General features: G+C 63.7%; 22 protein-coding genes. 11 read left to right on the forward strand and 11 right to left on the reverse strand.

The features are described 5' to 3' along the window. Positions 1-57: 57 nt before the first annotated feature. The 3 genes from GC162_04970 to rpsB all read right to left on the reverse strand — a co-directional run bounded on the left by GC162_04970 (position 58) and on the right by rpsB (position 3,202). Positions 58-1,137 (reverse strand): hypothetical protein, encoded by a 1,080-nt coding sequence (locus GC162_04970; GenBank protein ID MBI1367987.1) that lies wholly within the window; start codon positions 1,135-1,137, stop codon positions 58-60. Between the two features lie 312 nt (positions 1,138-1,449). After that, positions 1,450-2,262, reverse strand: coding sequence for a translation elongation factor Ts (tsf, locus tag GC162_04975; GenBank protein MBI1367988.1), 813 nt, complete (start codon positions 2,260-2,262; stop codon positions 1,450-1,452). Between the two features lie 67 nt (positions 2,263-2,329). Next, complete coding sequence (rpsB, locus tag GC162_04980; GenBank protein ID MBI1367989.1) at positions 2,330-3,202, reverse strand: 30S ribosomal protein S2; 873 nt, start codon at positions 3,200-3,202, stop codon at positions 2,330-2,332. Positions 3,203-3,537: 335 nt separating this feature from the next. Here rpsB and GC162_04985 point away from each other — a divergent pair, with 335 nt between their 5' ends. The 4 genes from GC162_04985 to GC162_05000 all read left to right on the forward strand — a co-directional run bounded on the left by GC162_04985 (position 3,538) and on the right by GC162_05000 (position 9,052). Then, complete coding sequence (locus GC162_04985) at positions 3,538-4,710, forward strand: aminotransferase class III-fold pyridoxal phosphate-dependent enzyme (GenBank protein MBI1367990.1); 1,173 nt, start codon at positions 3,538-3,540, stop codon at positions 4,708-4,710. A 28-nt stretch (positions 4,711-4,738) separates the two neighbouring features. Then, a complete protein-coding gene (locus tag GC162_04990; GenBank protein ID MBI1367991.1) occupies positions 4,739-5,632 on the forward strand; it encodes a hypothetical protein in 894 nt (297 codons plus the stop codon). A 90-nt stretch (positions 5,633-5,722) separates the two neighbouring features. Next, positions 5,723-6,619 carry a CDP-diacylglycerol--serine O-phosphatidyltransferase gene (locus tag GC162_04995; protein ID MBI1367992.1) on the forward strand — a complete coding sequence of 299 codons (897 nt, stop codon included), beginning with the start codon at positions 5,723-5,725 and terminating at the stop codon, positions 6,617-6,619. 177 nt (positions 6,620-6,796) lie between these two features. Next, the gene (locus GC162_05000) at positions 6,797-9,052 is read left to right on the forward strand and encodes an AAA family ATPase (protein ID MBI1367993.1); all 2,256 of its coding nucleotides are present in this window, start codon (positions 6,797-6,799) and stop codon (positions 9,050-9,052) included. A 70-nt stretch (positions 9,053-9,122) separates the two neighbouring features. Here GC162_05000 and GC162_05005 read toward each other — a convergent pair whose 3' ends face one another. After that, positions 9,123-9,998: an alpha/beta hydrolase fold domain-containing protein gene (locus tag GC162_05005; GenBank protein ID MBI1367994.1), complete on the reverse strand. Its 876-nt coding sequence runs from the start codon at positions 9,996-9,998 to the stop codon at positions 9,123-9,125. Positions 9,999-10,042: 44 nt separating this feature from the next. Continuing rightward, positions 10,043-10,558 carry a DUF2721 domain-containing protein gene (locus GC162_05010; GenBank protein ID MBI1367995.1) on the reverse strand — a complete coding sequence of 172 codons (516 nt, stop codon included), beginning with the start codon at positions 10,556-10,558 and terminating at the stop codon, positions 10,043-10,045. A 48-nt stretch (positions 10,559-10,606) separates the two neighbouring features. On the opposite strand from GC162_05010, the gene GC162_05015 reads away from it, so the two are divergent. Further along, complete coding sequence (locus GC162_05015) at positions 10,607-12,304, forward strand: gluconolactonase (GenBank protein ID MBI1367996.1); 1,698 nt, start codon at positions 10,607-10,609, stop codon at positions 12,302-12,304. 558 nt (positions 12,305-12,862) lie between these two features. Here GC162_05015 and GC162_05020 read toward each other — a convergent pair. Next, the gene (locus GC162_05020) at positions 12,863-14,029 is read right to left on the reverse strand and encodes a helix-turn-helix domain-containing protein (GenBank protein ID MBI1367997.1); all 1,167 of its coding nucleotides are present in this window, start codon (positions 14,027-14,029) and stop codon (positions 12,863-12,865) included. A gap of 247 nt (positions 14,030-14,276) precedes the next feature. Between GC162_05020 and GC162_05025 the strand changes: the two genes are divergently transcribed. The 4 genes from GC162_05025 to GC162_05040 are packed head-to-tail and all read left to right on the forward strand — an operon-like array spanning position 14,277 to position 18,989. Next, a complete protein-coding gene (locus GC162_05025; protein MBI1367998.1) occupies positions 14,277-16,298 on the forward strand; it encodes a PAS domain S-box protein in 2,022 nt (673 codons plus the stop codon). Continuing rightward, positions 16,282-16,713, forward strand: coding sequence for a response regulator (locus GC162_05030; protein MBI1367999.1), 432 nt, complete (start codon positions 16,282-16,284; stop codon positions 16,711-16,713). Before GC162_05025 ends, GC162_05030 begins: the two co-directional genes overlap by 17 nt. Beyond that, the gene (locus GC162_05035) at positions 16,652-18,355 is read left to right on the forward strand and encodes a PAS domain S-box protein (GenBank protein ID MBI1368000.1); all 1,704 of its coding nucleotides are present in this window, start codon (positions 16,652-16,654) and stop codon (positions 18,353-18,355) included. The genes GC162_05030 and GC162_05035 overlap by 62 nt, the downstream gene beginning before the upstream one ends. After that, the gene (locus GC162_05040; GenBank protein MBI1368001.1) at positions 18,348-18,989 is read left to right on the forward strand and encodes a response regulator; all 642 of its coding nucleotides are present in this window, start codon (positions 18,348-18,350) and stop codon (positions 18,987-18,989) included. The genes GC162_05035 and GC162_05040 overlap by 8 nt, the downstream gene beginning before the upstream one ends. A 6-nt stretch (positions 18,990-18,995) precedes the next feature. Here the strand turns inward: GC162_05040 and GC162_05045 are convergent, their stop codons facing one another. Both GC162_05045 and GC162_05050 read right to left on the reverse strand, forming a co-directional pair. Continuing rightward, on the reverse strand, positions 18,996-19,847 hold the full coding sequence (locus tag GC162_05045; protein MBI1368002.1) for a rhomboid family intramembrane serine protease: 852 nt from the start codon (positions 19,845-19,847) through the stop codon (positions 18,996-18,998). A gap of 121 nt (positions 19,848-19,968) precedes the next feature. Beyond that, complete coding sequence (locus GC162_05050; protein ID MBI1368003.1) at positions 19,969-21,099, reverse strand: cellulase family glycosylhydrolase; 1,131 nt, start codon at positions 21,097-21,099, stop codon at positions 19,969-19,971. On the opposite strand from GC162_05050, the gene GC162_05055 reads away from it, so the two are divergent. Both GC162_05055 and GC162_05060 read left to right on the forward strand, forming a co-directional pair. After that, entirely contained in the window at positions 21,098-22,204 is a 1,107-nt protein-coding gene (locus GC162_05055) for an ATP-binding cassette domain-containing protein (protein ID MBI1368004.1), read from the forward strand. The genes GC162_05050 and GC162_05055 overlap by 2 nt on opposite strands. 48 nt (positions 22,205-22,252) lie before the next feature. After that, positions 22,253-22,564 carry a carboxymuconolactone decarboxylase family protein gene (locus tag GC162_05060; protein MBI1368005.1) on the forward strand — a complete coding sequence of 104 codons (312 nt, stop codon included), beginning with the start codon at positions 22,253-22,255 and terminating at the stop codon, positions 22,562-22,564. Positions 22,565-22,612: 48 nt separating this feature from the next. On the opposite strand, the gene GC162_05065 is transcribed toward GC162_05060, so the two are convergent. The 3 genes from GC162_05065 to GC162_05075 form a co-directional block, all read right to left on the reverse strand. Continuing rightward, the gene (locus tag GC162_05065; protein MBI1368006.1) at positions 22,613-23,995 is read right to left on the reverse strand and encodes a sulfatase-like hydrolase/transferase; all 1,383 of its coding nucleotides are present in this window, start codon (positions 23,993-23,995) and stop codon (positions 22,613-22,615) included. Positions 23,996-24,057: 62 nt separating this feature from the next. After that, positions 24,058-25,419: a sulfatase-like hydrolase/transferase gene (locus GC162_05070; GenBank protein MBI1368007.1), complete on the reverse strand. Its 1,362-nt coding sequence runs from the start codon at positions 25,417-25,419 to the stop codon at positions 24,058-24,060. Positions 25,420-25,433: 14 nt separating this feature from the next. Continuing rightward, a complete protein-coding gene (locus GC162_05075) occupies positions 25,434-26,714 on the reverse strand; it encodes a sulfatase-like hydrolase/transferase (GenBank protein ID MBI1368008.1) in 1,281 nt (426 codons plus the stop codon).

Here is a 26,714-nt window from a genome sequence, read left to right on the forward strand (position 1 = left end):
GCACGGCCGAAGTCGGCCGTGCTTTTCTGTGACAAGCGCACCGGTATTGCGGGGACTTCAGGGCAGGCGCATGACACGGGGGGCGATGCCGGCGTCGCGGTTGCCGCGCTGGTAGGGCCGGGCGGAAAGGTTGGGCTGGGTGGTGACGGTGCCGGGGGTGACCTGCCGCAGGCCGGTGACGGTGGCGGAGGAGAAGCCGGTGGTGAAGGTGACGTATCGGCCGGTGTAGTCGGCGGCGCCGGCGGCGTCGAGGACGGTTCCCTGCTGTACGACGCTGACCTGCGGATCGGGCAGGACCACGCCGACACCGATGCCCGGCACGGGCGCGGCGTTGACGGCGGCGGCGGGCATCGCCGGGATGCCGCCGATCTGTCGATGCACGTATGCGGGGGCGCGGATGATCAGCGAGCGGTCGAAGTAAGTGATCGAGCAGACGTTGCCGCCGTTGGCGCGCCACAGGTCCGGCTCGATGGTGTCACGGATGATGCGGGCCAGTTCCTCGCCCTTTTCCTTGGCGGTCTGATCCTTGCCCTTGTCATTGGACGTATCGCCGAACAGGTCGCCGCTGCCGGACCCGCCGCCCTTCGAGCCGCCGCTGCTGTTGGTGATGGCGGTCAGGTCGAAGTCGGGGGCGTTGTCGAACTGCGGGACGACATGGAGCAGGTCGCCGATGGGATAGGTAATCACGGTCGTGCGGAGGTTGGCCTGATTCTTGGTGAGGATTTCGACGTACCAGGGCGTCGGCTCCCAGAGCAGATTGTTGTCGACGGCGATCTGCTTGACGAGCATGTCCAGGGCGCGGGCGACGGTAATGTCGGCGCCGACGGGCAGGGTCACGTTCTGCTTCTCGTCGATGCCCTCCTCGCCGAGTTTCTCCCAGTTGATGACCAGCGGGAGCCCGCTGACGGTGGCGAGCCAGTCGAAGGCCTGCCGGGCGGACATCTCGCCGAACGGGGCCTTGGCGATCCCGGCGTTGAGCGAGGAGCCGACGCGCTGATTGGCGGCCATCTGCTGCACCGCCCCGTCGATCGCCTGCTGGCGGCGAATCTCGGCGATGCGCTGCTGCACATTCTGAGCGGACGCGAGGCCGGTCAGACACAGGACGCACACGATGGAAGTGACCCGGGGGCGAAGCATGTGGTGATTCCCTTGCGGTGAGATGCGATTGACTCACGTTACGGGCGTCGACACGACGTTTCTACCCAGACAGACGAATGAGGGATGCGTTGGTTCAGTGATTTGCAAAAAATAAGCGGCGGGATGGAAGTCCCGCCGCCTTGAAAAACGTTTGAAACAAGGTGTTTTTGCCTGCCCCCTCTCCCTCCGGGAGAGGGTTGGGGTGAGGGTGGCCACGAATGAAGGCGCGCTGCGTATCGAATCAAGTCCGTGATCGGACGCACCCTCACCCGGCCTTGGGCCGACCTCTGCCGGAGGGAGAGGTGAAGGCGCTTATTTGACGCCGACCTGATAGCGGGTGAACGCCTTGACCTTGGCCTTGCCGAGGACTTCTGCGACCTTGGTCTTGCCGGTCATGTCCTTGACGAACGCCTGGCCGACGAGGGTGTTTTCATCGACCCATTTGCGGAGCTTGCCGCCGGACATTTTCTCGGCGATGTCGGCGGGCTTGCCGGAGGCCTTGGCCTCTTCGATGAACTCGGCCTTCTTGGCGGCGACGTCGGCGGCGGGCAGGCCGCTCTCGTCAATCGCCAGCGGAATCGGCAGCATCTGACCATCCGCCGCGGCGACATGCTGCGCCAGACCGGTCAGCGTCTCGGCGTCGACGTCGCCTTCGACGACGACGAGCGCGGCGACCTTGCGGTTGTGATGCAGGTACGCGCCGATCTTCTGAGCGGTATACTTGATGCCGCGCGCGAACGAGCAGTTTTCCTTCGTGGTCAGCCGCACTTCATCGACCGCCGCCACGATCGCATCATTGGTAGCGACCGCCCCGTCCGCACCGGCCAGCGCGATCTGCGCGACCTTGTCGGCGGCCCCGACGAACGAATCGTTGCGGGCGGTGAAGTCGGTTTCGCTGTTAAGCTCGACCATCGCCGCGGCGCCGGTGTCGGTCGCGATGGCGATCGCGCCTTCGGCTGCGGCGCGGTCGGAGCGCTCGTCCATCTTGCCCTTGGCGGCGGCGCGGAGAATTTCGATCGCCGCCGTGACGTCCCCGTCGGCTTCGGTCAGCGCGGCCTTGCATTCCATCATCCCCATGCCCGTGCGTTGACGGAGGGACATGACGTCTTTGGCAGAGATTGCCATCGTGGTAACTCCTTGCGTGAACTTTCGTGGAGCGGGCGCGATCGCCGCCGCCCGCGCGTTTTAATGATTACTCGGCTGCGCCGTTGCCCGCATGTTCGTGGGCCTCGACCTCGGCGCCTTCCTCGACGCTCGCCCCGGCGGCGACGTCCGCATCCGCGGCGGGCGTCTGCTCCTCAGCGCGGAACTGCGAGCGGCTCGAACGGCGGCGCTGCGGGGCCGAATCGTCCCCGCCCTTGCGCGACGCTTCCTGCACCGCGCGGGCGCCCTTGCCTTCGGTCACCGCGGCCCCGAGCTCACGCATGATGATCTCGATGCCGCGCATCGCATCGTCATTGCCCGGAATCGGCAGGTCCGACAGGTCCGGGTCCGAATCCGTGTCGATCAGACACACCGTCGGGATGCCCAGCTTCGTCGCCTCGCGCAGCGCATTGACCTCGCGGCGGACGTCGATGACGACCATCGCGCCCGGAAGCTGATTCATGCCGCGGATACCCGACAGGTTCCGCGCGATCTTGCGGCGTTCGCGCGTGAGCTGACTGGCCATCTTCTTGGAATAGGTCGTCCACTCTTCGGAGTTCATGAGCGTCTCGAGCTCTTCGAGGCGCTTGAGGCGCGAGCGGATCGTGCGGAAGTTGGTCAGCGTGCCGCCGAGCCAGCGCTCAGTCACGAACGGCTGGCCCACTTCGGTGCAGACGGTCTCGATCGTGCCCTTGGCCTGGCGCTTCGTGCCGACGAAGAGAATGTCTTTGCCGCCGGCGACGGTGCGGGTCAGGAAGCGCTTGGCCAAAAGCAGGCCTTTGATCGTGGCGCGGACGTCGATGATGTGGATGCCGTTCTTTTTGCCGAAGATGTACGCGCCCATCTTCGGGTTCCAGTTCGCGGCTTTGTGCCCGAAGTGGACACCGGCTTCCAGCAGTTGTCGAACGAGTGAATCAGCCATGGGACAAATCCTTTCAGCGACACCGGCGAGGGGACGCGGTCAGTCTTCGCGTGGCGAAGAGCAACCCCAGCCATAAGGGCGCTTCGGTTCAATAAGTTTTGACACGACACATACACCCGGCCGCGGAGGCCGCAGCCCACCATGGATGCCCGACCCTGACCAGATCGGAAGGAGCAAGTATAGCGGGCCTTAAACCGATTGCCAAGTCGGGTCTACCGCAAAACCGGCGGGCGTGATAAGATGGCCGGTCGCCGATCCCGTCCGTTGGTCCGCACACAGCGAGGTCATCATCCGTGAAAACCGCCGATCCGGTCATCGCCCGTTACGATCAGTATATGTCCCACAACATCCCCCGGTACGCGATCACCATGATCGAAGGCCGCGGATGTGAACTGACCGACTCGACCGGCAAAAAATATCTCGATCTTTTCAGCGGGTTCGGCGCCGGAATCCTCGGCCATTGCCACGAGGACCTCGTCGCCGCCGCCACCAAGCAGGTCAACAAGCTCTGGCACGTCGGCAATCTGCTCCATACCGAGCCGCAGACCCGGCTTGCGGAGGAAATCGCCAAGCGCGGGTTCAACGGCCGCAGCTACTTCTGCCACTCCGGGTCCGACGCCAACGAAGCGGCATTCAAACTCGCCCGACTCTACGGGCAGGGCAAGCGATATAAGGTGCTCTCCACCACCAACTCCTTCCACGGCCGCGGGTTCGCCGCCATGATGGCCACCGGGCAGGACAAGGTCCGACTCGGTTATCAGCCCTACCTGCCGGGCTTCTCGTCCGTCCCCTACAACGATTTACCCGCCATGAAGGCCGCCATCGATGACCAAACCGTCGCCATCATCGTCGAGCCGATTCAAGGCGAGGGCGGCATCAACATCCCCGATGACGACTACCTGCCGGGTCTGCGCAAGTTGTGTGATGAACATGACCTGCTGCTGATCGTCGACGAGGTGTGGACCGGCTGCGGGCGGACGGGCAATTGGTTCGCCTACCAGCATGCGGGCATCGAGCCGGACATGATGACGCTCGGCAAGGCCGTCGGCTGCGGATTGGCGCTGGGCGTGATGTGCGCCCATCCGCGCATCGCTGAGTTCTTCGACTCCGAGCACTACCACGGCGTCCCGCACGCCACGACACTCGGCGGCAACGCCGTCACCTGTGCCGTCAGCGCCCGCATGTTCGAAGTCCTCGCCCGCGATCGGCTGCTCGGCCGAGCCGCCAAGCTCGGCGAGAAAATCATGAGTGATCTGCATGCGATGGCCGATGAAACGGGCGTGATTAAACACGTGCGCGGCCGCGGACTTTTCATCGGTATCGAACTGGACCCGGCCAACGCCTGGTTCGACAAGGCCGCGGACGTCATGACCCGCTGCCTGGATCGCGGACTATTGATCGGCTCCGCCCAGCAGAACGTCCTGCGACTCGCCCCGCCGCTGACCGTCAGCGATGAGCAGGTCGAAGCCGGACTCGCTGCGCTCGAATCCGTCCTCCGAGGCGATTGACCGCATGTTCGCAACGATCAACAGATCGATGATGCACACAGCCGCTTGCGGCTTGGCACTGCTCGTTCTTGTGTTCCTCGTCCCCGCCTGCACCGAAAAAACCACCGACAAGCCCGGCGACCTTCCCGAGCATGTCACGCTCAGCGAACTGGCCACGCATGGGTCCGACGGGACCGTGACGCCCACGACTGTTCCGCTGACCAATGCCGCGCCGATGGCCGCACCGGTTGTCAACGCACCGCCCGCCCGGCTCGTCGTGCAGATGCTCGTCCTGCCGCGAAATGATCCGCGCACACTCATCGCCACGCGCTCCCTCGACGCCCCCGCCTTCGACGCCGAGCTGATGCAGCGATGGCGCGACAACGGGTTCGGACTGGGCGTGATGGACCGCGATCGCGTCGGGCTCTTCACCGCCAACCTTCCGCCGCGCTTTTCCGCGCCGGTCTTCCGCATGCCTCCCTCCGGCACGTACAACCCGCTGACCCTCGTCGATCGGCTCGCCGGCATTCAGCAGGTCGCCTACGTCGATCAGGCCGGCTCCCCGCAGGTGCTCAAACTCATCGGCGGCGAACAGCAATTGCTCGTCCGCCTCGAAGCCCCCCTCGACAAGATCGGGCCCCTCCGCATCGACCTCCTGCCCCATCACTATGGGCCCTCCCCGACCCTCATCCCCCGCAACCCCCAATCCAAACTCCTCGACGGAACCAGCTTCGACGCCCTCCGCCTCTACCAACCCCTCGACCCCAACGTCATCTACGCCCTCTGGGCCAATCTTCCCCCGGAAGAAAAACCGGATTCCGACGCCGCCTCCAAACCCGAAAAACCCGACCCCCAACCCCAATCCCTCGCCCAAGCCATGCTCAGCGGAACCCGCCGCAATCAGCCCGTACAATTGGTCATCCTCTTCGGCCTGGAAAAGTGATAACTGGGGATCGGGGGTCAGGGATCCGGGATCGGCCCGATCCTTAACCCCCGATCCCCAACCCCTAACCCCCAACCCCCCTCCCCCCTTATGAACCAACGCACCCGAGCACGACGCCGCATGCGACGACGGAACATGGCCAAGACCATCCCGTCGATGCTCACGCTGGGCAATCTCCTGTGCGGGTTCGCTTCGATCTTCTACGCCAGCCGGGCCGAAGGCACCGTCGTCTTCAATTCCCAGTCCCCGCTGACCGTCGCCGCGTCGCTGATCTTCCTCGGCATGGTGTTCGACGCGCTCGACGGGCGCGTGGCACGCATGACGCGCCAGACCTCCGAACTCGGCGAACAGCTCGATTCGATGGCCGACATGGTGACGTTCGGCGTGGCGCCCGCCTTCATGGTCATTCAGCTTGTCGGCATCGGCACGCCGTTCTTCGGCACGGCTCGGATGGATACCTACTTCGACCGGGCCGTGCTCGTCATCGCCGGCGTCTACGCCGCGTGTTGCGCCCTGCGGCTCGCCCGCTTCAATATCGAAATCGACCTGCCCACCGAGATCGACCACAAATCATTCAAGGGCCTGCCCTCCCCCGCCGCCGCCGGCACGGTCGCCTCGCTCGTGCTCATGCATCAGAGTCTCGTCGCCGATCACCCCGACTTCGCGCATATGACCGCGATCGGCATGGCGCTGATCGCGCTGCTCGCCGCCGCCGGCATGGTCTCGACGATGCGCTATATCCATGTGCTCAACCGCTATCTCCGCGGCCGCGCACCGTTCCACATCATCGCCACCGCCGTCCTGCTGCTGGTCCCGCTCCTGCTTAAACCGGAAATCACCCTCGCCCTCGTCTTCTCGCTTTATGCCCTCTCCACGCCGACAATCACGCTGCTCGCCAAACTCCGCGGCAAACCCGCCCCCGAGCCGCTCCGCTTCGTCGAACCTCCGAGTGAGGATACGAACGACGCTAACAGCGCCTCGGGGTGAGTGCGGAATTGGCAGCGCGGAGTGCGGAGTGAAAGACAAAAAGCCGCGGGCTGAGCCCAGCGAAGCCCCGGATCAAACACCAACTTGTCTCCACCTGCAAAACACCCCCGCGTGTTGTATGCTGCCCCCTGCCCTGATCCCCAACCCCTAACCCCCAACCCCTCTCCCCCTCTTTTCATGCCCCACCCCGAACTCCTTGCCGACCTGACCGAGCCGCAGCGTGACGCCGTGACGACGATCGAAGGCCCGCTGCTGGTCCTCGCCGCCGCCGGGTCCGGCAAGACGCGCGTCATCACCCGCCGCGCCGCCTATCTCGTCCTCGAAGTCGGCATCGCGCCCTGGTCCGTGCTGTCGATCACGTTCACGAACAAAGCCGCCGGCGAAATGCGCCAGCGCGTCGCCCAGCTCATGTCCCCCAAGCAGGCCGCCGCCCTGACCGTCGGCACGTTTCATGGGCTCTGCGCCAGAATTCTCCGCAATCATTTCGACGTTGCGGGCGTCAAGCAAGACTTTGTCATCTTCGATGCCAACGATCAGAAACGTGCCATCAAGCAAGTCTTCAAGGACCTCGATCTTTCGACGCAGCATTTCACTCCCGACATCATGCTGGGCACGATCTCCAAAGCCAAAAATGAACTCATCGATGACAACGCCTACGTCGTAAACGCGCACGACTTTTACGAAAAGACCGTCGCGCGCGTCTATCGCAAGTACGCATCGATTTTGAACACGAGCAACGCGCTCGACTTCGATGACCTGCTTCTCAAAACCGCCAAGCTGCTTCAGCATCACGAGCCGACGCGCCTCGAATTGCAGGACCGCTATCAGTACGTGCAGATCGACGAATATCAGGACACCAATCACGCCCAGTTCGTCATCGCCCACGCCCTCGCGGCCGCGCACAACAACTTGTGCGTCGTCGGCGACCCCGATCAGTCGATCTACGGCTGGCGCGGGGCGAACATCCGCAACATCCTCGAATTTGAAAAGCATTATCCCAATGCGAAAGTCATCGCACTCGGGCAGAACTATCGTTCGACCCCGCAGATCCTCAAGGCCGCCGACGCGCTGATTCAGCACAACAAGCAGCGGCGGCACAAACCGCTGTTCACCGAGAACGCCGACGGCTCGCTGATCCGCATCGTGCAGGCGGGCGATGAGGAGCATGAAGCGTCGCTCGTCGTCAATTTCCTCAAGCATCATCACGAGGCGGGCGTGCCGTGGGGACGCATGGCGATCTTCTACCGCATGAACGCCCTCTCGCGCGTCGTCGAGGCGGCGCTGATGAACGAGGCGATTCCCTACCAGGTCGCGCGCGGCACCGCCTTCTACCAGCGCAAGGAAATCAAGGACGCCCTCGCCTACGTGCGGCTGATCGTCAACCCCGATGACGAAGTCAGTCTCGCGCGCGTCATCAACACCCCCGCCCGCGCCATCGGGCAGACGACCATCGATCACCTTCAGGCCTTCGCCGTCGCGCAGGGCTTTTCGCTCTGGGAAGCCGTCGGACGGGCCGGCCTCGCCGGGGCGCTGAACGCCCGGGCGGTCACGTCCGTGAACAAATTCGCCAAAATCATCGAGACGTGGCACAAGAAAGTCGACCACATCCACGCCGACACGCTGGGCTTCGAGCCCGGCGCGCGCGATGTCATCGAAATGGTCCTCCGCGACAGCGGGCTCGAAAAGTTCTACAAGGACGAGAAGACCGGCGACGAGGAGAAGCTCGCCAACCTCTACGAACTCGTCAGCGATGCGCAGCACTTCGATGATCAATACGACAACGCCGACGCTTCGCTGCGCCAGCGGCTCGCCGACTACCTGGAGCGCGTCAGTCTCGTCGCCGACGTCGACGCCGTGGCCGAAGGCGACGGCGCGTCCGGCGGGGCCGTCACGCTCATGACCCTTCACGCCGCCAAGGGCCTCGAGTACGCCGTCGTCGCCATGATCGGTCTCGAAGAAGGCGTCCTCCCGCACAGCCGGGCCGCGCAGAGCATCGATGAACTCGAAGAAGAACGCCGGCTCTGCTTCGTGGGCATCACGCGCGCGCAGGAACATCTGATGATGTCCCACGCCCGCTACCGAACCATCCGCGGCCTCCGCGAACGCACCATCCCAAGCCCCTTCCTCAAACAGATCGGCCCCGACGTCGCCGAAGTCCAGGACCTCTCCGGCTACGCCCAAAGCCCCTGGGACCGCTACGGCGACGATGATGACGATGACCGCCGCACGATCATCACGACGCCGACCGACATCGTCTACGGCCATGACCTGGGCCTGAGCATCGGCACGCGCGTGCGCCATCCCCAATTCGGCCTCGGCCGCATCATGACGCTGACCCCCCCCGCCGCCCCCAGCCGCGCCAAAGTCTACTTCGAGCGCGTCGGCGCCAAAACCCTCGTCCTCGAATACGCACGCCTCGAAGTGGTCGAATGAATAGGTGTCAGCGATCAGCGGTCAGGTGTCAGCCACTTCCTGCTGATCGCTGATGCCTGACACCTGACCGCTACTTCTTCAGATGCTTCGCAAAGAATTCCCCCGCCGCCTTCGCCGTTTCGTCGAGCCACGGTTGGCTCATCCAAAATGGATGCGGCGCATCTTTGAGCGTCAACAACGGCGTATCAATATGCAGCGCCCGCAGTTCATCCTGCATGCGCGACCGGCCGATTTTCACCGTGTCCTTCTCGCCTTCGATGAACATCGTGGGCACGCTCTTGTCGTTGACATACGTGATCGGCGAAGCTTCCTTGTAGATCGCCGGGTTGTCCGCGCAGGTCGAGCCGAAGAACGTCACCGCGTTCTCCGAGGTCTTTTCCATGTTCGCTTCGACGAGGTCCATCGTCGCCGCCATCACGATGCATGCCTGCACCGCGCTGGACTGCTCCGCGTTGCCCCCGTCGCCTTCGAGCTTCGTCTGCCCATTGCTCATCGCCAGCAGGCCCGACAGATGTCCGCCCGCCGATCCGCCGATGCATCCGATGCGTGTCGGATCGATCTTGTACTCCGCCGCGTGCGCCCGCAGGAAGCGCACCGCCGCCTTGCAGTCGTATAGCGCCGCCGGATACTTCGTTTCGCCGCTGAGCCGGTAATCGATCTGCGCGACGACGAACCCCTGCACCGCCAATCGCTCCGCCAGCGGCTTGTCCTGCTCGACCTGCCCCTTGGCCCACCCGCCTCCGTGAATCAGCAGCAGCGCTGGAAACGTGTCCCCCTCCTTCGGCACATAGATATCCATCGTCACTTCGCGCTCCCCGAACTTCGCGCAGACAATCCTGTCATGCTCCGCCAGACTCGCCGGCGTGTCGGGCATGACGCGATGCCACTTGGGCTTTTCATCCGCCGCATGAACCATCGCCGCCGCGCTGATGAGCAGCACGGTCATCCATTGCGTGAACCTCTTCATGTCGCGCCTCATTTCCGAAAGGTTTAATGATCGTGCATCGCGTCTTCGTGATCCGTTTCGCGCAGACTCGCCATTTCGACCATGACCGGATCGATCGCCCGCATCAGTTCCGCCAGCGCGAACCCGACGCCCGCGAGCATCACCAATAGCCCGAGCGTGAACACGCCCAGCGCCGCCGGCCCGACGTTCACCCATGTGCTCAGCCCCAACAGCAGCGAGCAGATGAGCATGCACGCGATCGTCAGCAGCATGCACGTCACCGCCCCGCGCATCAGGTGCGCCCGGCGAATGATGTCATTGACCTGCCGGTCCAGCGCCCCGACGCGCTTGCGCAGCAGCCGCGCCTCGACGCTCGTCTGCTGCTCGAGCGGCAGATGCGACAGCCGCGAGAACACATCGAACTGCTCCTTGATGAACCCCCGCGCCCGCGACACGATCGCCGCCAGCCGGTTGTACAGCGCCAGACACAACAACCCGCACGCCGAGATCATCACCACCGGCGCCACCAGCAACTGAATCGTCGAAAAAACCTGCGGCATGCGGATACTGTATCATGCCCCTTCCCCGTTGACACAAAGGAGCCCGCCATGTCTTTTCATCAACGCGCCGTTTTGAGCGCGATCGTTGTCCTGTTCGCCTCCGCCGCGCTCTTCGCCGATACGCCCAAAGGAGTCGTCACCAAGTACACGCTCAACGACTCGAAAATCTTCCCAGGCACCGTGCATGAATACTGGGTCTACGTCCCCGCGCAGTACGACGGGTCCAAACCCGCCTGCGTCTACGTCAATCAGGACGGCATCCAGTTCAACGCCCCCGCGGTGTTCGATCAGCTCATCGCCGCCGGCGAAATGCCCGTGACCGTCGGTATCTTCATCCGCCCCGGCGTCGTCCCCCCCGCCAATCCCGATGCCCTCCCCCGCTACAACCGCAGCTACGAATACGACGGCCTCGGCGACGCCTACGCCCGATTCCTCCTCGATGAACTTCTGCCGCATGTCGAAGCCGAACTGCACCTGAACCTCTCGCATGAAGGACGCGACCGCGCCATCGCCGGCAACTCCAGCGGCGCGATCTGCGCCTTCACCGTCGCATGGGAACGACCCGACGCATTCCAGCGCGTCTACACCGGCGTCGGAACCTTCGTCGGTCTCCGCGGCGGCGATCGATACCCCACGCTCATCCGCGAATCCGAACCCAAGCCCATCCGCATCTACCTCACCGACGGCTCCAACGACCTGAACATCTACGGCGGCGACTGGTGGATGGCCAATCAGACCATGGTCCGCGCCCTCGAATTCTCCGGCTATGAAGTCAATCACGCCTTCGGCGAAGAAGGTCACAACGCCAAGTTCGCCACCGAAAAATTCCCCGATGCCATGCGCTGGCTCTGGAAAGACTACCCCCAGCCGATCGCCACCGGCCTCGGTTCCCCGCCGCTTCAGGAAGTCCTCCTCCCAGATCAGAAATGGGAACTCGTCGCGGACGGCTACAAGAACACCGAAGGCCCGGCGGTGAATGCCAGGGGCGAACTGTTCTTCACCGACGCCGCCAATGGCAAAATCTGGAAAGTCGGCCTCGACGGCAAAGTCTCGCTCTTCGTCGAAAACGCGCCCAAGCCCGATGGCCAGCGCTTCGGACCCGACGGCCGACTCTACACCGTCGCCGCCGAAACGCAGCAGATTCTCGCCTATGACCCCGATGGCAAATCGACCGTCATCGCCGACGGATTCCGCGGCAACGACCTGGTCGTCCGACACGACGGCGGGATCTACGTGACCGAACCCGGATGGGACGGCCGCTCGCCGAGCAAGATATGGTTCATCAGCCCCGCCGGCGAAAAGAAAGTCGTCGACACCGGCCTGAAATTCTCCAACGGCATCACGCTCAGCCCCGATCAGACGCTCCTCTACGTCGCCGACTCGCGCACGCACTGGGTCTACTCGTATCAGGCCCAGCCCGACGGCTCCCTCAAGTACAAGCAGAAGTATTATCACCTGTTCGTCCCCGACACCGCCGACGACAGCGGCGCCGACGGCATGCGCGTCGACACCGATGGGCGTCTGTATGTCGCCACGCGCATGGGCATCCAAATCTGCGACCAGGCCGGCCGCGTGAATTGCATCGTGCCGACGCCCAACGGCCGCGTCAGCAACCTTGACCTCGCCGGCGAAAAGTTCAATATCCTCTACGCCGCCTCCGCCGACAAACTCTACCGCCGCGTGATCAAACCCACGGGCGCCCGCAACTTTGAACCCCCGACCAAACCCAAGGCCCCACACCTCTGACCCCGTTCAGCGACGCCGCTCGCGGCGGTTTCTTCTTCCCGTAAGACCCCCGCTGCGCTGGCTCGCCGCGGGACTGTTGCACTTTGCGCTCACGAACATGCTCGCATGGATCATCGACCAGCGTCTCCGCGTGGTCGACGCGCCGCGCCTTACGTGAGTCGTTCGATTGGCGCGGGGGGTCCGAGCCGGCCCGCCCCCGGGCCGGGGGTTTGAGCTGGGGGATTTGATTCATGGAGGCGCATGATTGTTGCGTTTTTGGCGCATGGGGATGGCGAAAAGCGCACGGGCGCGGCAAAAAGCGCATGGGGGTGACGGCGGGGCGTTATAAGTTCTGAAAAGTCGCGCATGGGCGCGACCGAGCCCGGTGCGCGGGTGCGCACAGGCGCGCCTGTGCGCGCTTTGCGGCTTGGGTTATGCGCGAAATGTGGCGATATTGCATTGCGAACGGGGGCGCACGGGAAAGGCGAAAAATCGGGGGATTGCCGGGCGGGTGCGCGGGGAAAAAATACGCCGCCCGTTCGGCGGGCTCACGGTAAAGAGCGGCGTCGTGAAACGGTGTTAATGCTCGCGGTGTTGGGCGCGGTATTCGTTGGGGGTGGCGCCGGTTTCCTTGCGGAAGACGGCGTGCATGTGTTCGGCGTAGGTGAAGCCGGAGGCGGTGGCGATCTTCTTGAGGGACCAGTCCGACTGCACGAGCAGATTCTTGACGCGCTCGAGGCGGACGCGATGGATTTCGGAATGGGGCGTGCGGCCGAGGGCTTTGGCGAATCGGACTTCGAGGGTTTTGCGGCTGATGTTGACGGCTTTGAGGACATCGGAGACGCGGATGGGCTTGTCGATATTGCGGCGGATGTAGCGCAGGGCGGCGACGACTTCGGCGTCGTCCATGGCGAGCGTGTCGGTGCTTTGACGGGCGACGATGCCGAGGGGTTCGATGACGACGGGCTTGTCGGAGACTTTTTTGGAGGCCATGAGCTTGTCGAGCATGGCGGCGGCTTCGTAGCCGATGCGCGGCGTGTTGACGGCGACGCTGGAGAGGGATGGCGATGACATTTCGCAGAGGACTTCGTCATTGTCGACGCCGATGACGGCCAGTTCGCGCGGGAGGTCGAGCCCGGCGATGCGCGCGGCTTCGAGGACGTGGCGGGCCCGCTGATCGTTGGCGGCCATGACGCCGACGGGCTTGGGCAGTTCGGCGAGCCATTGGGCGAGGTGCTTCTGCTCGCGTGCCCATGTCCAGTCGCGCTGGGCCTTGGGCCAGGTGTAATGGGCGACGGCGGAGCCGGCGGCGGCGATGGTGGCGTCGAAGGCCTTGCCGCGGGCGGAGTCCCAGAAGGTGGTGGACTGATCGGCGGGGGCCCAGCCGACGTATGCGAAATTCGATAGTCCGCAACTGATCAGATGCTCTGCGGCGAGTCGGCCGATGGTGGTGTCATTGTTGGTCAGGCCCCATGGGAAAAGCTGCGGCAGGACGAAGTCGAGATCGACGGTGGGGACCTTGGCGGCGAGGATCTGGCGGGCTTGGGTCTGGGTATGGATTCGGGCGATGATGCCCTGCACGCCCCAGCCCTTGAGGTCCGGTGTTTTCCCGGCCAGTTCGCCCGGTTCGATGTAGAAGGACCACGGTCCGTGGAACTGCGCGTATTGTCCGATGCCGCGCAGGAGGCCGCGGCCGTAGGAAGTCGAGGTTTCGATCAACAGAGCGATGCGGGGCGTGTCGGGCATGGTCGGTCCTGCAATGGGCGGATATGCGGCGACAGTATACCCTGCGACGCAAAATCATACGACCGGCCGTTTCCGAGTTTTTGCGGATGACGCCAAAAGAAAAAGGCGACGAGTTGCCGAAGCAAACTCGCCGCCCTCCGGGGTCAAGGGGGTTGGCGGAATCTGTCACGGCGGATCAGGCGAGTCCCTCTCGTCGTCCCAGCCGTGCTATCCTTGAATATCATCGCACCGCGCGAGGGTTCCTTCAATGGGGGAATACCCCAAGCAGTGCGGTATCATGAGCGTCGGTGTCGGGCCGCCGCGTCCTTTCGTGCGTGATGGAAACGTGAAGATGACCGAGTCTGGAACCGGCAACCCGCCGTCGATCGAACAGGTGCAGCGCCTGCAACGCCTTCTTGAACAGGGCCCGTCGCAGATTCGTCAGATCATCGACCTCGTCCCGCACCGCATTTTCATCAAAGACGCCGCCGGCCGATTCGTCCTCGTCAACCAGGCACTCGCCGACGCCTATCACCGGACCGTCGAAGAGATGATCGGTCTGCATCACGCCGACGTGCACCCCATCGCCGATCAAGTTCAGCTCATGCTCGACGACGACCGCGATGTCATCGAACGCGGCGTCCCCAAAGTCATCGACGACATGGCCCTCACCAATCACCGCGGCCAGACGCTCCACTTCCAAGTCACCAAAGTCCCCTTCCGCTTCGCTGACAAGACCGTCGGCGTGCTCGGCATCGCCACCAACATCACTGACCTCAAAAAAGCTGAGCTGGCCCTGCGCAAGGCGCACGACCAACTCGGCGACCGCGCCCGCAAAAGCGCCGTCGAACTCGATCGCTACTGGGCCATGTCGCCCGACCTTCTGTGCACCGCGGATTTCGAGGGGCGATTCACGCGCATCAATCCCGCATGGCGCCATACGCTCGGCTACGACGACGTCGACCTGCTCACGCATCCGTACATCGAATTCGTTCACCCCGACGATCAGGAGCGCACGCTCGCAGAAGCCGCGTCGATTTATGAAGGCAACATCACGCGCGGCTTCGAGAATCGCTATCGATGCAAGGACGGATCGTATCGCTGGCTGGTGTGGAACACGTCGGTCGTCCCCGAGGAGAAGACCATCTACGCCGTCGCCCGCGATGTGACGGACCGCCGGGAGGCGGAACAGCGCTTCCGCACACTCGTGTCCAATCTCCCCGGAGCCGTCTACCGATGCGCCTGCGACGAGCATTGGACCATGCAGTTTCTGTCCAACGCCATCGAGTCCATCGCCGGCTATCCGGTGACGGATTTCATCGACAACCGCGTGCGTTCCTACGCCTCGATCATTCACCCCGACGACGTGGCGATGGTCGATCAGCTCGTACAGGATGGCGTGCGCAAGCATCAGCCCTACGACCTCGAATACCGCATCGTTCACGAGGACGGCAACATCCGATGGGTCTATGAAAAAGGGCAGGGCGTCTTCGACCATGACGGTCGGCTCCTGTTCCTCGACGGAGCGATCTTCGACATCACCGAACAGAAACTTGCGCAGAAACTCATCGAGCAGCGCACCAAGGAGCTGGCCCGCTCCAACGCGGATCTCGAAGAGTTCGCCTACGCCGCGTCGCACGATCTACGCGCCCCGCTGCGCGCGATCGCCAACTTATCGGAGTGGATCGAGGAGGACGCCGGTCCGAGTCTCAGCGACGACGCCAGGTCGCATCTGTCGCTCCTGCGCCGGCGGGTCAATCGCATGCAGCGGCTCATCGACGATCTGTTGACCTACTCGCGCGCCACACGGCAGCATGAACAAGCGGAGCGGGTGGACGTCGCGAAACTGCTCGAGGACGTGATCTTCCTGCTCAATCCGCCCGGCACGTTCACCATCCGCATTCAGCCGGGCATGCCCGCTTTCCATACCGACAAGGCCCCGCTTTCGCAGGTGTTCACCAACCTGATCGGCAACGCCGTCAAACATCACGACAAGCCCGACGGCCGCATCGACATCAACGTGACGGACGAGGGCGCGTTTTATCGGTTCACCATTCGCGACGACGGGCCGGGCATTCCGCTCGAGTTCCGTGAACGGATCTTCAAGATGTTCCATACCCTCCGCTCACGCGACGAGGTCGAAACCAGCGGCGTGGGGCTGGCGCTGGTCAAAAAGCTTGTCGAACGCCGCGGCGGGCGCGTCTGGGTCGAGTCGGCCGAAGCGCGCGGCTCGATGTTCCATTTCACCTGGCCAAAATCCGCCGAGGAGTCACATGGTCGTGCTGAATGAATCGGTCAACATCCTTGTCGTCGACGACGACGAAGTCGACGTCATGGCCGTCCGCCGCGCTTTCGTCAAGGCGGGCATCCGCAACCCCGTCAAAGTCGCCGGCGACGGGCTCGAAGCGCTGTCGATCCTCCGCAGCCAGGACCCGCACGAGACGATTCACCGTCCGTATCTCATCCTGCTCGATCTGAACATGCCGCGGATGGACGGCGTGGAGTTCCTCAAGCATCTGCGCGCTGATCCCAAGCACCGCGGGGCCGTCGTCTTCGTGCTCACCAGCTCCAAGGACGAGCAGCACAAGCGGCAGGCCTACCAGTATCACGTCGCCGGATACGTCATCAAATCGAACCTGAGCGATGACTTCGTCAAGCTCGCGTCGCTGCTGGAGCAGTATGCCCGCCTGGTGGAGCTGCCGTAGCGTCAAGCGTCGGGAATCGTCGCACATGCCCAACACGCCCCTGTCCATCCTGCTTGTCGATGACGCCATGGAAGACCGCATGGCGGTGCGGCGTGCGATCGCCAAGTCGACGCTCAACGCGAGCGTCGAAGAGATCGGCGACATCCGCACCGCGCTGCGCCGGATGCGCGAAACGAACTTCAGCGTCGCCATCGTCGATTTCAATCTGCCCGACGGCGATGCGCTGGATCTGCTCCGCCGGGGCAAGGCGCAGGACAGCGAGCTGCCGCCGGTGGTGGTGCTCACCGGTCAGGGCAGCGAGACGGTGGCGGCGGATTCGATCAAGGCGGGCGCGCTCGACTATCTGCCCAAATCGGAATTGACGCCCAGCCGCATCGCCCAGTCGCTGCGCAACGCCGTGCGCGTCCATCACGCCGAACAGCGCGCCAAGGCCGCCGAAGTCAGTATCCGCGCCAGTGAAAAGCGCTTCCGCGATCTATTTGAGAACTCTCCCGATCCGATCATCGTGCAGGATCTGTCGGGCAACGTGCTCGACGCCAACCCCGCCGCGTGCCGGCTGCACGGGCTCGACCACAAGACGCTCAAAGGCATGAATCAGGCGCAGCTCAAGGCGCCCGGCGTTGCCGCCGGGTCGCACGACTTTGACCGCATGGTCCGCGGCGAGATCGAGGTGCTCGAAACCGCAAGCTGGAATCATCAGGGCTACGGCGTCCCGGTGCAGATTCGCTGCCGCCGCATCGAATACGACGGCCAGCCCGCCCTGCTGCTGCATCTGCGCGACATCACCGAGCTCAAGGCGGCCAACGAACTGCTTGAGCAGCGCGTCGCCGACCGGACGCGCGATCTGACGGATGCGATCACGAAGCTGCACATCGAAACCGCCGAGCGACGCGCCGCACAGGAACGCGCGATGCAGCTTCAGTCCCAGCTCGCCCACACCGGCCGATTGACCATGCTCGGCGAACTGGCCTCCGGCCTGGCGCATGAGATCAACCAGCCCTTGGGCGCGATCGTCAACTATCTGCGCGGCTGCATGGAGCACATCGAATCGGGTGACGCGAACGTCAATGACCTGCTGGGCCCCATCACCACCGCCGCCGCACAGGCCGAACGCGCCGGCCAGATCGTGCGTCATCTGCGTCAGTTCGTCACCAAGGGCTACACGCACCAGACGCGCCAGTCGGTGCCGCAGATGATTCACGAAGTGGCGGAGCTGCTCGAATTCGAGTCGCGCGATCACAAGGTCTCGCTGCGGCTCGATGTACCGGACGATTTGCCGATGGTGATGGCCGATCGCGTGCAGGTTCAGCAGGTGCTCATGAACCTGATGCGCAACGGAATCGAAGCGATGGATCAGATCGAGCCCAAGCAGCGCCTGCTGCACGTCGCCGCCGCGGTCAACGATGAGAATCGCGTGCGGATTTCCGTGCGCGATGCGGGCTGCGGTTGCGACGGCGCGTCGCTCGATCGGATGTTCGATGCGTTCTACACCACCAAGGAGCAGGGCATGGGCATGGGCCTGGCCATCAGTCGCTCCATCATCGAGGCCCACGGCGGACAGCTTTGGGCTGAACACAATCACGACCGCGGACTGACCTTCCGCTTCAGTCTGCCTATCGCCAATGGGGTGCATCATGGCTAAAGCCCGCAAGCACGACTCCGCCGTCACGCCCGACACGATCGTTTATGTCGTCGATGATGATCACGCCATGCGCGAGTCGCTGGCGTACCTGATCACCTCGCACGGCCTGCACGTCGAGACATTCGCCAGCGCCGAGACGTTTCTCGATCATTACAAGGAGGGCCGGCATGCGTGTCTCGTGCTCGACGTGCGCATGCCGGGGATGAGCGGGCTGGAGCTTCAGAAGCTTCTAGCCGAGCGGCAGAGCAAATTGCCGGTGATCCTTCTCACGGCGCACGGCGATGTGCCGATGGCGGTCAAGGCGATGCGTGCGGGGGCGTTCGATTTCGTGGAAAAGCCCGGCAACGGGCACATGTTGCTGGAGCGCATCCTGCGCGCCTTGGAACAGTCGCGCCAGGCGCAGGCGGACAAACAGCGCGTCGAAACCGTGCAGGCGGCGATCGAGGAATTGTCGCGCCGCGAGCGGCAGGTCATGGATCTTGTCGTCGCGGGCAAACTCAACAAGCAGATCGCCGCCGAGCTGGGCATCAGCATCAAGACCGTCGAAGTGCACCGGGCGCGCATGATGGCGAAGATGAAAGCCGAAAACCTCGCCGACCTCGTCCGCATGGTCTTGGACGCCCGGCAGGCGTGAACGGCATCAGATCATCGGGATGTGCAGTTCATTGTTGCACGCCGGACACCGCCCGCGCTTGCCGGCGTGACGCTGATGAATGCGCAGCGATCGCCCGCAAGGACAGGTAAGGCGGATCATCTCGCCGTCGCGCTGCGCCGGCTTGGGAATGTCGGGCATTTGAAAGGTGCTCGCCTCGTCACGATGCCGCGAAGGCGTCGCTTCGGCGACCGACCAACCTTCAAGGATCGACTTCTCCGTCGAACCCATCTGCACATATCCGCGGCGAAGGAGCAGCACCGCCAGTCCGAACCCGCCGGCGAATCCGCCCAGATGGGCGAAGTAAGCCACCGCCCCGCCGCCGCTGACCACGCCCCAGATGTCGAACGCGAGCCACAGGAGAATCATCAGGATGCTCTCGCAATGAAAGACGCCGACGCGGATGATGAACAGCCAGGCGCAGCTCACGAGATTGCGGGGATAGAAAACCAGGAACAGGCCGACGATGCCGTTGATCGCGCCGCTGGCGCCGATCGTCGGGTGGCCGTCGCAGAGGTTTTGAATCGCGCCGGCGAAGACGCCCAGCGCGAGGTAGGTCAGGATGTATCGCCCGTTGCCGAGTTTGGCGCATACCGCGTTGCCGAACACCCACAGGAAGATCATGTTGCCCACGAGGTGCACGATGTCGGCGTGCAGGAGCATGTGACCGATGAGCCCGATCGGGTTCCACCCCTCAAGCACCATGGCCTCGAACATCGCGTCGCTCATGCCGTTGAGTTCGTAGACGAAGAACAGGATCGTCACGGCGATGAGCCCGAAGTTCGCGATGGGCCAGCGGGCCATCGGAACGTCAACCTGATACGGCACCAGAATAATCATGCCCGGCCCCCGATGAATGGATATCCGAGCATAGCCGCAGTCTGGGTGACTGGAAAGCGCCCTTGCCGCATTTGCGGCGAACCGTCCGCCGCGCGCCAACTTCGGCAATGACTCACGTGATTCAGGGCTTCAACCCCAGCGCTTCGGTGACGAGCGGGTCGGGTGTGCGCCGGCCGTCGACTTCATTGACGAAGTTGAACCCGCCCGCATAGTCCCACATGGCCCATCCGAAACCGTATTTCTCGGCGGCGCTGCGCACGTCGCGCAGCCACGCGGCCCGATCGGCAGGGGCGGCGAACTTGCGCATCACGCCGAACTCGCCCATGTAAATCCGCGCCTCATGCGCCTTGGCCCATGCGGCTAAACCTTCGAAAATCCCGTTGATTTTGGTAGCGTCCCAGTTCTCCTTGCTGTTCCAGAGCAGCACCTTTTTGCTTGACGGACTGGTGATCCGGTCAATCATCTTGTCGACATTCTGCCGCGTGTACAGCCAGGGCACATCGTGCATGCCCTTCCAGTGCTCCGGGCCCCATGTCGCGCCCTGATGCGTAAAATCCATCGGGGCGTAGAAGTGGAACGTGTAGAGCACGTTCGCATCATCGACCGGCTCCATCGTGCTGATCGCCTCGGCCTTGGACCAGTTGTCGGCGGTGACGACAATCGTGTGCCGCGGAGCGGCGGCGCGGACGGCGTGCAGCAGGCGAAGCTGCGTGGCGGGCCAGGTCTTGTCATCACCCTGCGGTTCGTTCATTAATTCCAGCGCGATGCGATTCGGATCGCGACCGGCAAGATGGGCCGCGAACCTGGACCAGAACTGCTCGAACGACGCCACCGCCGCCGGGTCCTCACGCAGGGTTTTCTTGAATTGATCGGACGGCTGCATGTCGACGACGACGTTGAGCCCCGCCGCCAGAAGCATGTCCATCGCCTCGTCCACCAGCGCCAGATGCGCCGCCTTGAACTGGCCCGCCGCCGCGTCCCACAGCGGGGCCGGGTCGATGGTGAATCGAACGTGATCGCACCCGGCATCACGAATCAGCTTGGCGTCCGCGTCGGTGAAGTACGTGTGCAGGCGCTGCGGCTTGTAGTCCCAGGACTGCGAGAACCAATGGCTCAGGTCGATGCCGCGCTTCAGCGCCGGCGTTTCGGCGCGGACGCCGGCGGAGGCGAGAAGCAGGGTCACGACAAGTACGAAAAGACGCGGCATGATCGATCCTTTCCATTGCGGTCGGCGAAGGTACAATCTGGTCATGACAGTGGCCAGCACAACCGTTTCGTCGCAAAAACTCGCCGCGCCGTCGCTTTTGACGGTAAAGCATCTTTGCACGTATTTCCCGGTCAAACGCGGACTCCTTCAACGGACGGTCGGTCACGTGCGGGCGGTGGACGATGTGAGTCTCACCGTCGCGGAGGGTCAGACGGTCGGGCTCGTGGGCGAGTCCGGCTGCGGCAAGACCACCGTCGGCCGCACCATTCTACGACTCATCCCCGCCACGAGCGGCGACGTGCACTTTGAAGGCACGGATGTCTTCGCCGCCGACCGCGCCGAACTGCAACAGCTCCGCCGCCGCATGCAGATCATCTTTCAGGATCCCGTCGGCTCGCTCAACCCGCGCATGACCGTCGGGCGCATCATCGGCGAGCCCATCGCCGTGCACGGACTGGCCAAAGGCGGCGAGCTGACGGACCGCGTCGCGCAGCTCATGGAGCGCGTCGGGCTGAGCCCGGACTACGCCGCGCGTTACCCGCATGAATTTTCCGGCGGGCAGCGCCAGCGCATCGGCATCGCCCGGGCGCTGGGCCTCGAGCCGCGCTTCATCGTCTGCGACGAACCCGTCAGCGCGCTGGACGTGTCGATCCAGTCGCAGATTCTCAATCTGCTCAACGACTTGCAGGACGAGATGGGCCTGGCGTATCTGTTCATCGCGCACAATCTGGCGGTGGTCGAGCATTTTTCGGATCGCGTGGCGGTGATGTACCTCGGCCGCATCGTCGAGATCGCCGACCGTGATACGCTCTATCACGACCCGCGCCATCCGTACACGCACGCGCTGCTCTCGGCCGTGCCCGAACCCAAGCCCAATCCCGACAAGCAGCGCATCGTGCTCGAAGGCGAAGTGCCCAGCCCGATGCATCCGCCCAGCGGTTGTCATTTCCATCCGCGCTGCATCCTCACGCGCCAGCTCGCGCGCAACGCCGCCCCCGCCGATTCGGTCGAGCTGACCATCCTGGGTAAGACGCATCACGTGCATCGCCGCTGCGTGAATGAATCGCCCCAACTCGCCCCCGTCGGAGGCGATGCCGATCACTGCGCCGCCTGTCACTTCGCCGAAGATTCCCGCCGCGCCTCGGCGTAAATGCCCAGATCGCCGCACCATCCATCGTGCATTTTGGAGACTCACCGCATGGCCCTTCCCCCGCAATATGCACGGTTCAAGAAGACGCATCCGGAGCTTGTGGCGGCGTACGAGGCGTTGGGCGAGGCGTGTCGCGCCGCCGGGCCGCTCGATGCGCGGACGGCGGCGCTGGTGAAGCTCGGCATCGCGCTGGGGGCCGGGCTCGAAGGTGCGACGCACTCGGCGGTCCGCAAGGGCCTAGACGCCGGGTGCACCGCCGACGAAATGCTTCACGTCGCCACGCTCGCCACCACCACGCTCGGCTTCCCCGCCATGATGCGGGCGCGCAGTTGGGTGCTCGATGTCGTTGACAAGAAGTGACGCCGCGGGGCGCCACCTCTCCCGAAGGGAGAGAGAGTCAAGGCATTTTCACTTGGCGTCCGAATCATCATCATCCGAATGCTTCCCGCCCCAGAGCGGTTTGGGGAAGTCGCGGTGCCAATCGTCGTACATCTTCTGCAGCCGCTTCACATCATCAGGTCGAGCGGCGGCGAGATCGTTCGTTTCGGAAATGTCCTTCGACAGGTCAAAGAGCATCGGCTTCTCGCCGGTGTCGCCCTTGCTGCCTTTATCCGATGCGGCGACCAGCTTCATGTCCCCGTCGCGCACGGCCCAGTTGGAGCCATGCTTCCAGTAAAGCGTCTGATGCGGCCGTTCCTTATTCTCGCCGGTCACATAGGGCAACAGATCGACGCCGTCGAGCGGTTTGCCCGGCGATTTGTCGACGTCGGCGGCGGCGATGAATGTGGCGAATAGATCGAGCGAAATGATCGGATAGCGATACGTCTGCCCGCTGGGGATGACGCCGGGCCACTGCATGCAGAACGGCACGCGGATGCCGCCTTCCCATGTGCTGCCCTTGTACCCGCGCAGCGGCGAATTGTCGTGCCCGTGCGGTCCGCCGTTGTCGGTCAGGTAGACGACGATCGTGTTCTTCGAGAGTCCGTCCTTGTCCAGTTGATCGAGCACCATGCCGACGGCGCGGTCGAGCGCGATCGTCATGGCTGCGATCTTGTCGCCGTGCGCTGCTTTGAGGTCGGCCTCGGTGGCCTGAAGCGGCATATGCGTGGCGTTGAATGCGAGGTACACGAAGAACGGCTTGTCCTTCGATTCGTGAATGTACGCTGCGGCGCGCCGGCCGAGTTCGTCGGTCATGTAGTCGAACTGCTCAGGCCGGACGGGCTCCGAGTCATGCAGAAGCTGATTGAGTCGCGAGGGTTTTTCTAGCGGCCAATAGCTCCGTGCGCCCTGAAGGAATCCGTAGTAGTCGGTGTAGCCGCGCTCGATCGGCGTGAACTGCGGGGCATAGCCCAGGTGCCACTTGCCCAGCGCGATGGTGCGGTAGCCGGCTGAATGAAGCACGGTTGGCAGCATTGTCTCGCTCAGCGGCAGGCCGTTCTTCTCGCTGTACGCCGGGGGAATGTTGAACTCATGCCCGAAGCGCTCCTGGTACCGGCCGGTGTTGATACCCGCGCGCGACGGGCTGCAGACGGCGCCGCTGACGTAACCATCGGTGAACCGCACGCCGTTCCTGGCGATCGAGTCGATGCGGGGCGTGGGAATCCTGTCCTCGCCCTGCATGGAAAATTCGTTGTATCCGCAATCGTCCGAAAGGATGATCACGAAATTCGGCTTGGCCGGACGAGGCGTCGCCGCCGGGGCGAAGCCGCCGAAAAACGGCAAAAACACGGCGAAAAACGCCACAAATTGACCCATGCGGGTCGTGGACGATTCAAGCGGATGTGCGGACATGTTCGAGAGTCCCTCTGCCGTGCGGGCAACCCATTAACGCCGCGGGCGCACCGGCTATTGCATCATTTTCTCTGAGGTCGCTCCGCCGGTCCGCCCGGCTTCTGCCACGGCACCGAGCCCCCCGCCTGAATCTGAGACCGCAGCCGGCGCGACAGATCGTTCAGCTCCTTCTTCGCCGAACTGCTCATGTCGTGCGCCTCCATCGGATCGTCCGCGACGTTGTATAGCTCAAACGGCTCCGTCGGCAGATTCTTCACCAGCTTCCACGGCCCGATGCGCGCCGCGTGAATCGTCATGCCCATGTATCGGTTGCCCCCTTCCCGGCGCGTCCAGAACAGCGGCCGATCGAGATTCGCCTGCTTCTCGCCCCGCAGCGTCGGCATCAGACTCACGCCGTCGATCTCATGATCGATCGCCACGCCCGCCGCTTCGCAGAATGTCGGGAACAGGTCCATCGTCAGCGCGATCGCATCGGTGCGCGAGCCGCTTTGAATATGACCGGGCCAGATGATCGCCCCCGGCACGCGCAGGCCGCCTTCGTACATGCTGCCTTTGCCGTCGCGCGTCTTACCGCAGGTCGCGCCGTGCCCGAGATCCCCGCCGTTGTCGCTGGTGAACACGATCAGCGTGTTCTCATACACCCCCGCTTCCTTCAGCGCCGCGATAACCTTGCCCACGCGATCGTCCAGATGCTCGATCAGCGCCACGATCTTCGCCCGCTTGTCCGTGATGTTCGGCTCGCGCGCTTTCACTTTCGCAAGCCAATCGTCCGGCGGCTGAATCGGAAAATGCGGCGCGTTGTACGCCAGATACAAAAAGAACGGCTCGCCGCTCTTCGCCCGCGCTTGAATATCTTCGATCGCCCAGTCAGTGAAAATATCCGTGGCGTGGCCTTTCGGGTCAACTTCCTTGTCGTTGAGGCGCATGTAGTTGATGCCGAAGCGGCGGTGCGTGTAGTAGTCCTCCATCATGTCGTCAAGGAACCCGTGAAACAAATCGAAGCCCCGCGCGTTGGGCCAGTTCTCCGGGGAAAGCCCCAGGTTCCATTTGCCGACGATCGCCGTGTGATAACCCGCGCGTTTGAGCATCGTCGGAATCAACACCGCCTCCGGCGACAGATACCCCCAGTTGTCCTCCAGCGGCGTGCGAATCAGCCCCGGCACGCCCACGCGCTCCGGATACCACCCCGTCATCGCCGACGCACGCGACGGCGAACACACGCAGCAGTTCGCATAAAAATTGTCGAAGCGCATGCCCGATGCGATCAGCGCATCGATGTTCGGACTCTTCAGGTCCGTCGCCCCGTAGCTCGACAGGTCGCCGTAGCCCAGATCGTCGGCGAAGATGAAAAGAATGTTCGGCTTCTGAGCCGCGCGCGCCATCGGCGCGATCAGCAGAATCGCCATCGCGATGAATCGTTGCATGGGTCGCTCCAAAGTTACTTGTCCTGCGGCGTGACGTGCGCGTGCACCTCTTCGTGCCACGCCTGTAAATCCTTCCGCATCGTCTCGACGCGGTCCGTTTCCGTGTCCGCCGCGTTGTGCTTCTCACCGATATCGCTCGACAGATCGTACAACCCGACCCCGTCGATGCCCTTTGCATTTTCGATCAGCTTCCACTTCCCCTCGCGCATCGCCCGCTGTTTGCCGTATTCCCAGAACACCTTCCGCGCCGGCAGCGCCTTGCCTTCCATCAACAGCGGCATAAGACTCACGCCATCCAGCGCATGACCCTCCGGCATCGTCGCCCCGCCGAGTTCAAGCAGCGTCGGCATCAGGTCGATGCTGATCGCCAACTCGTCCGTGACGCCCGGCTTGATCTTGCCGGGCCACCATGCAATCGCCGGCTCGCGATGTCCGCCTTCCCAGAGCGATCCCTTGAATCCCCGCAGCGGGCCGTTGGAACTCATCGGCGTGCCCCCGTTGTCGGAAAAGAAAAAGATGAACGTGCGGTCCGCCATGTCCGCCCGCTTCACCGCCCCGACAATCTCGCCGACGCCCTTGTCCATCTCCGCGAGCATCTCGTTGAACGCGCGATGCTTGTCGTAGTGATCCGGGTACACATCCTTCGTCCGCCCTTCCGCGCGCACCGGCGGATCGCCCGGTCCCTGATACGGCGCGTGCACCGATTCCTGTGCGATGTACAGACAGAACGGCTGCTCCGTGTGCGTCTCGATGAACTTCACCGCGTGCTGCGAAATCAGATGCACGCTGTACCCCTTCTCCGGCGTCAGCTCCAGATTCTCCCACCAGTCGGGCTTGCCCATCCGATCCAGATGATTCTGATAGTCGACGTTGCCCGACACGTACCCCCGGAAGATTTCAAAGCCCTGCAAGGAGGGGTTGTAGCGCGGCGCGTAACCAAGGTGCCACTTGCCGAACATCGCCGTGTTGTACCCCGCATCGCGAAGGCGCTCGGCGAAGGTGATCTCCGAAAGCTGCAGCGCCAGATCGTGCGACGGTTCGTCGTCATCGGCGTTGACGACCTGGTCGACGCCGGTGCGCTGCTGGTAGCGGCCGGTGACGAGCCCGGCCCGGGTCGGCGAGCAGACGCACCCGCTGGCGTGGAAGTCGGTGAAGCGCAGCCCCTCGGCGGCGAGCTGATCAATATGCGGCGTTTTGACGGCTTTCCCGCCGTAACACGACGCGTCGCCGTAGCCCATGTCGTCGGCGAGAATGATGATGATGTTCGGCTTGAGATGCTCCGCCGCCGGCGCCAT

This window comes from Planctomycetota bacterium (assembly GCA_016125255.1).
Classification (GTDB): Bacteria; Planctomycetota; Phycisphaerae; order Phycisphaerales; family Zrk34; genus RI-421.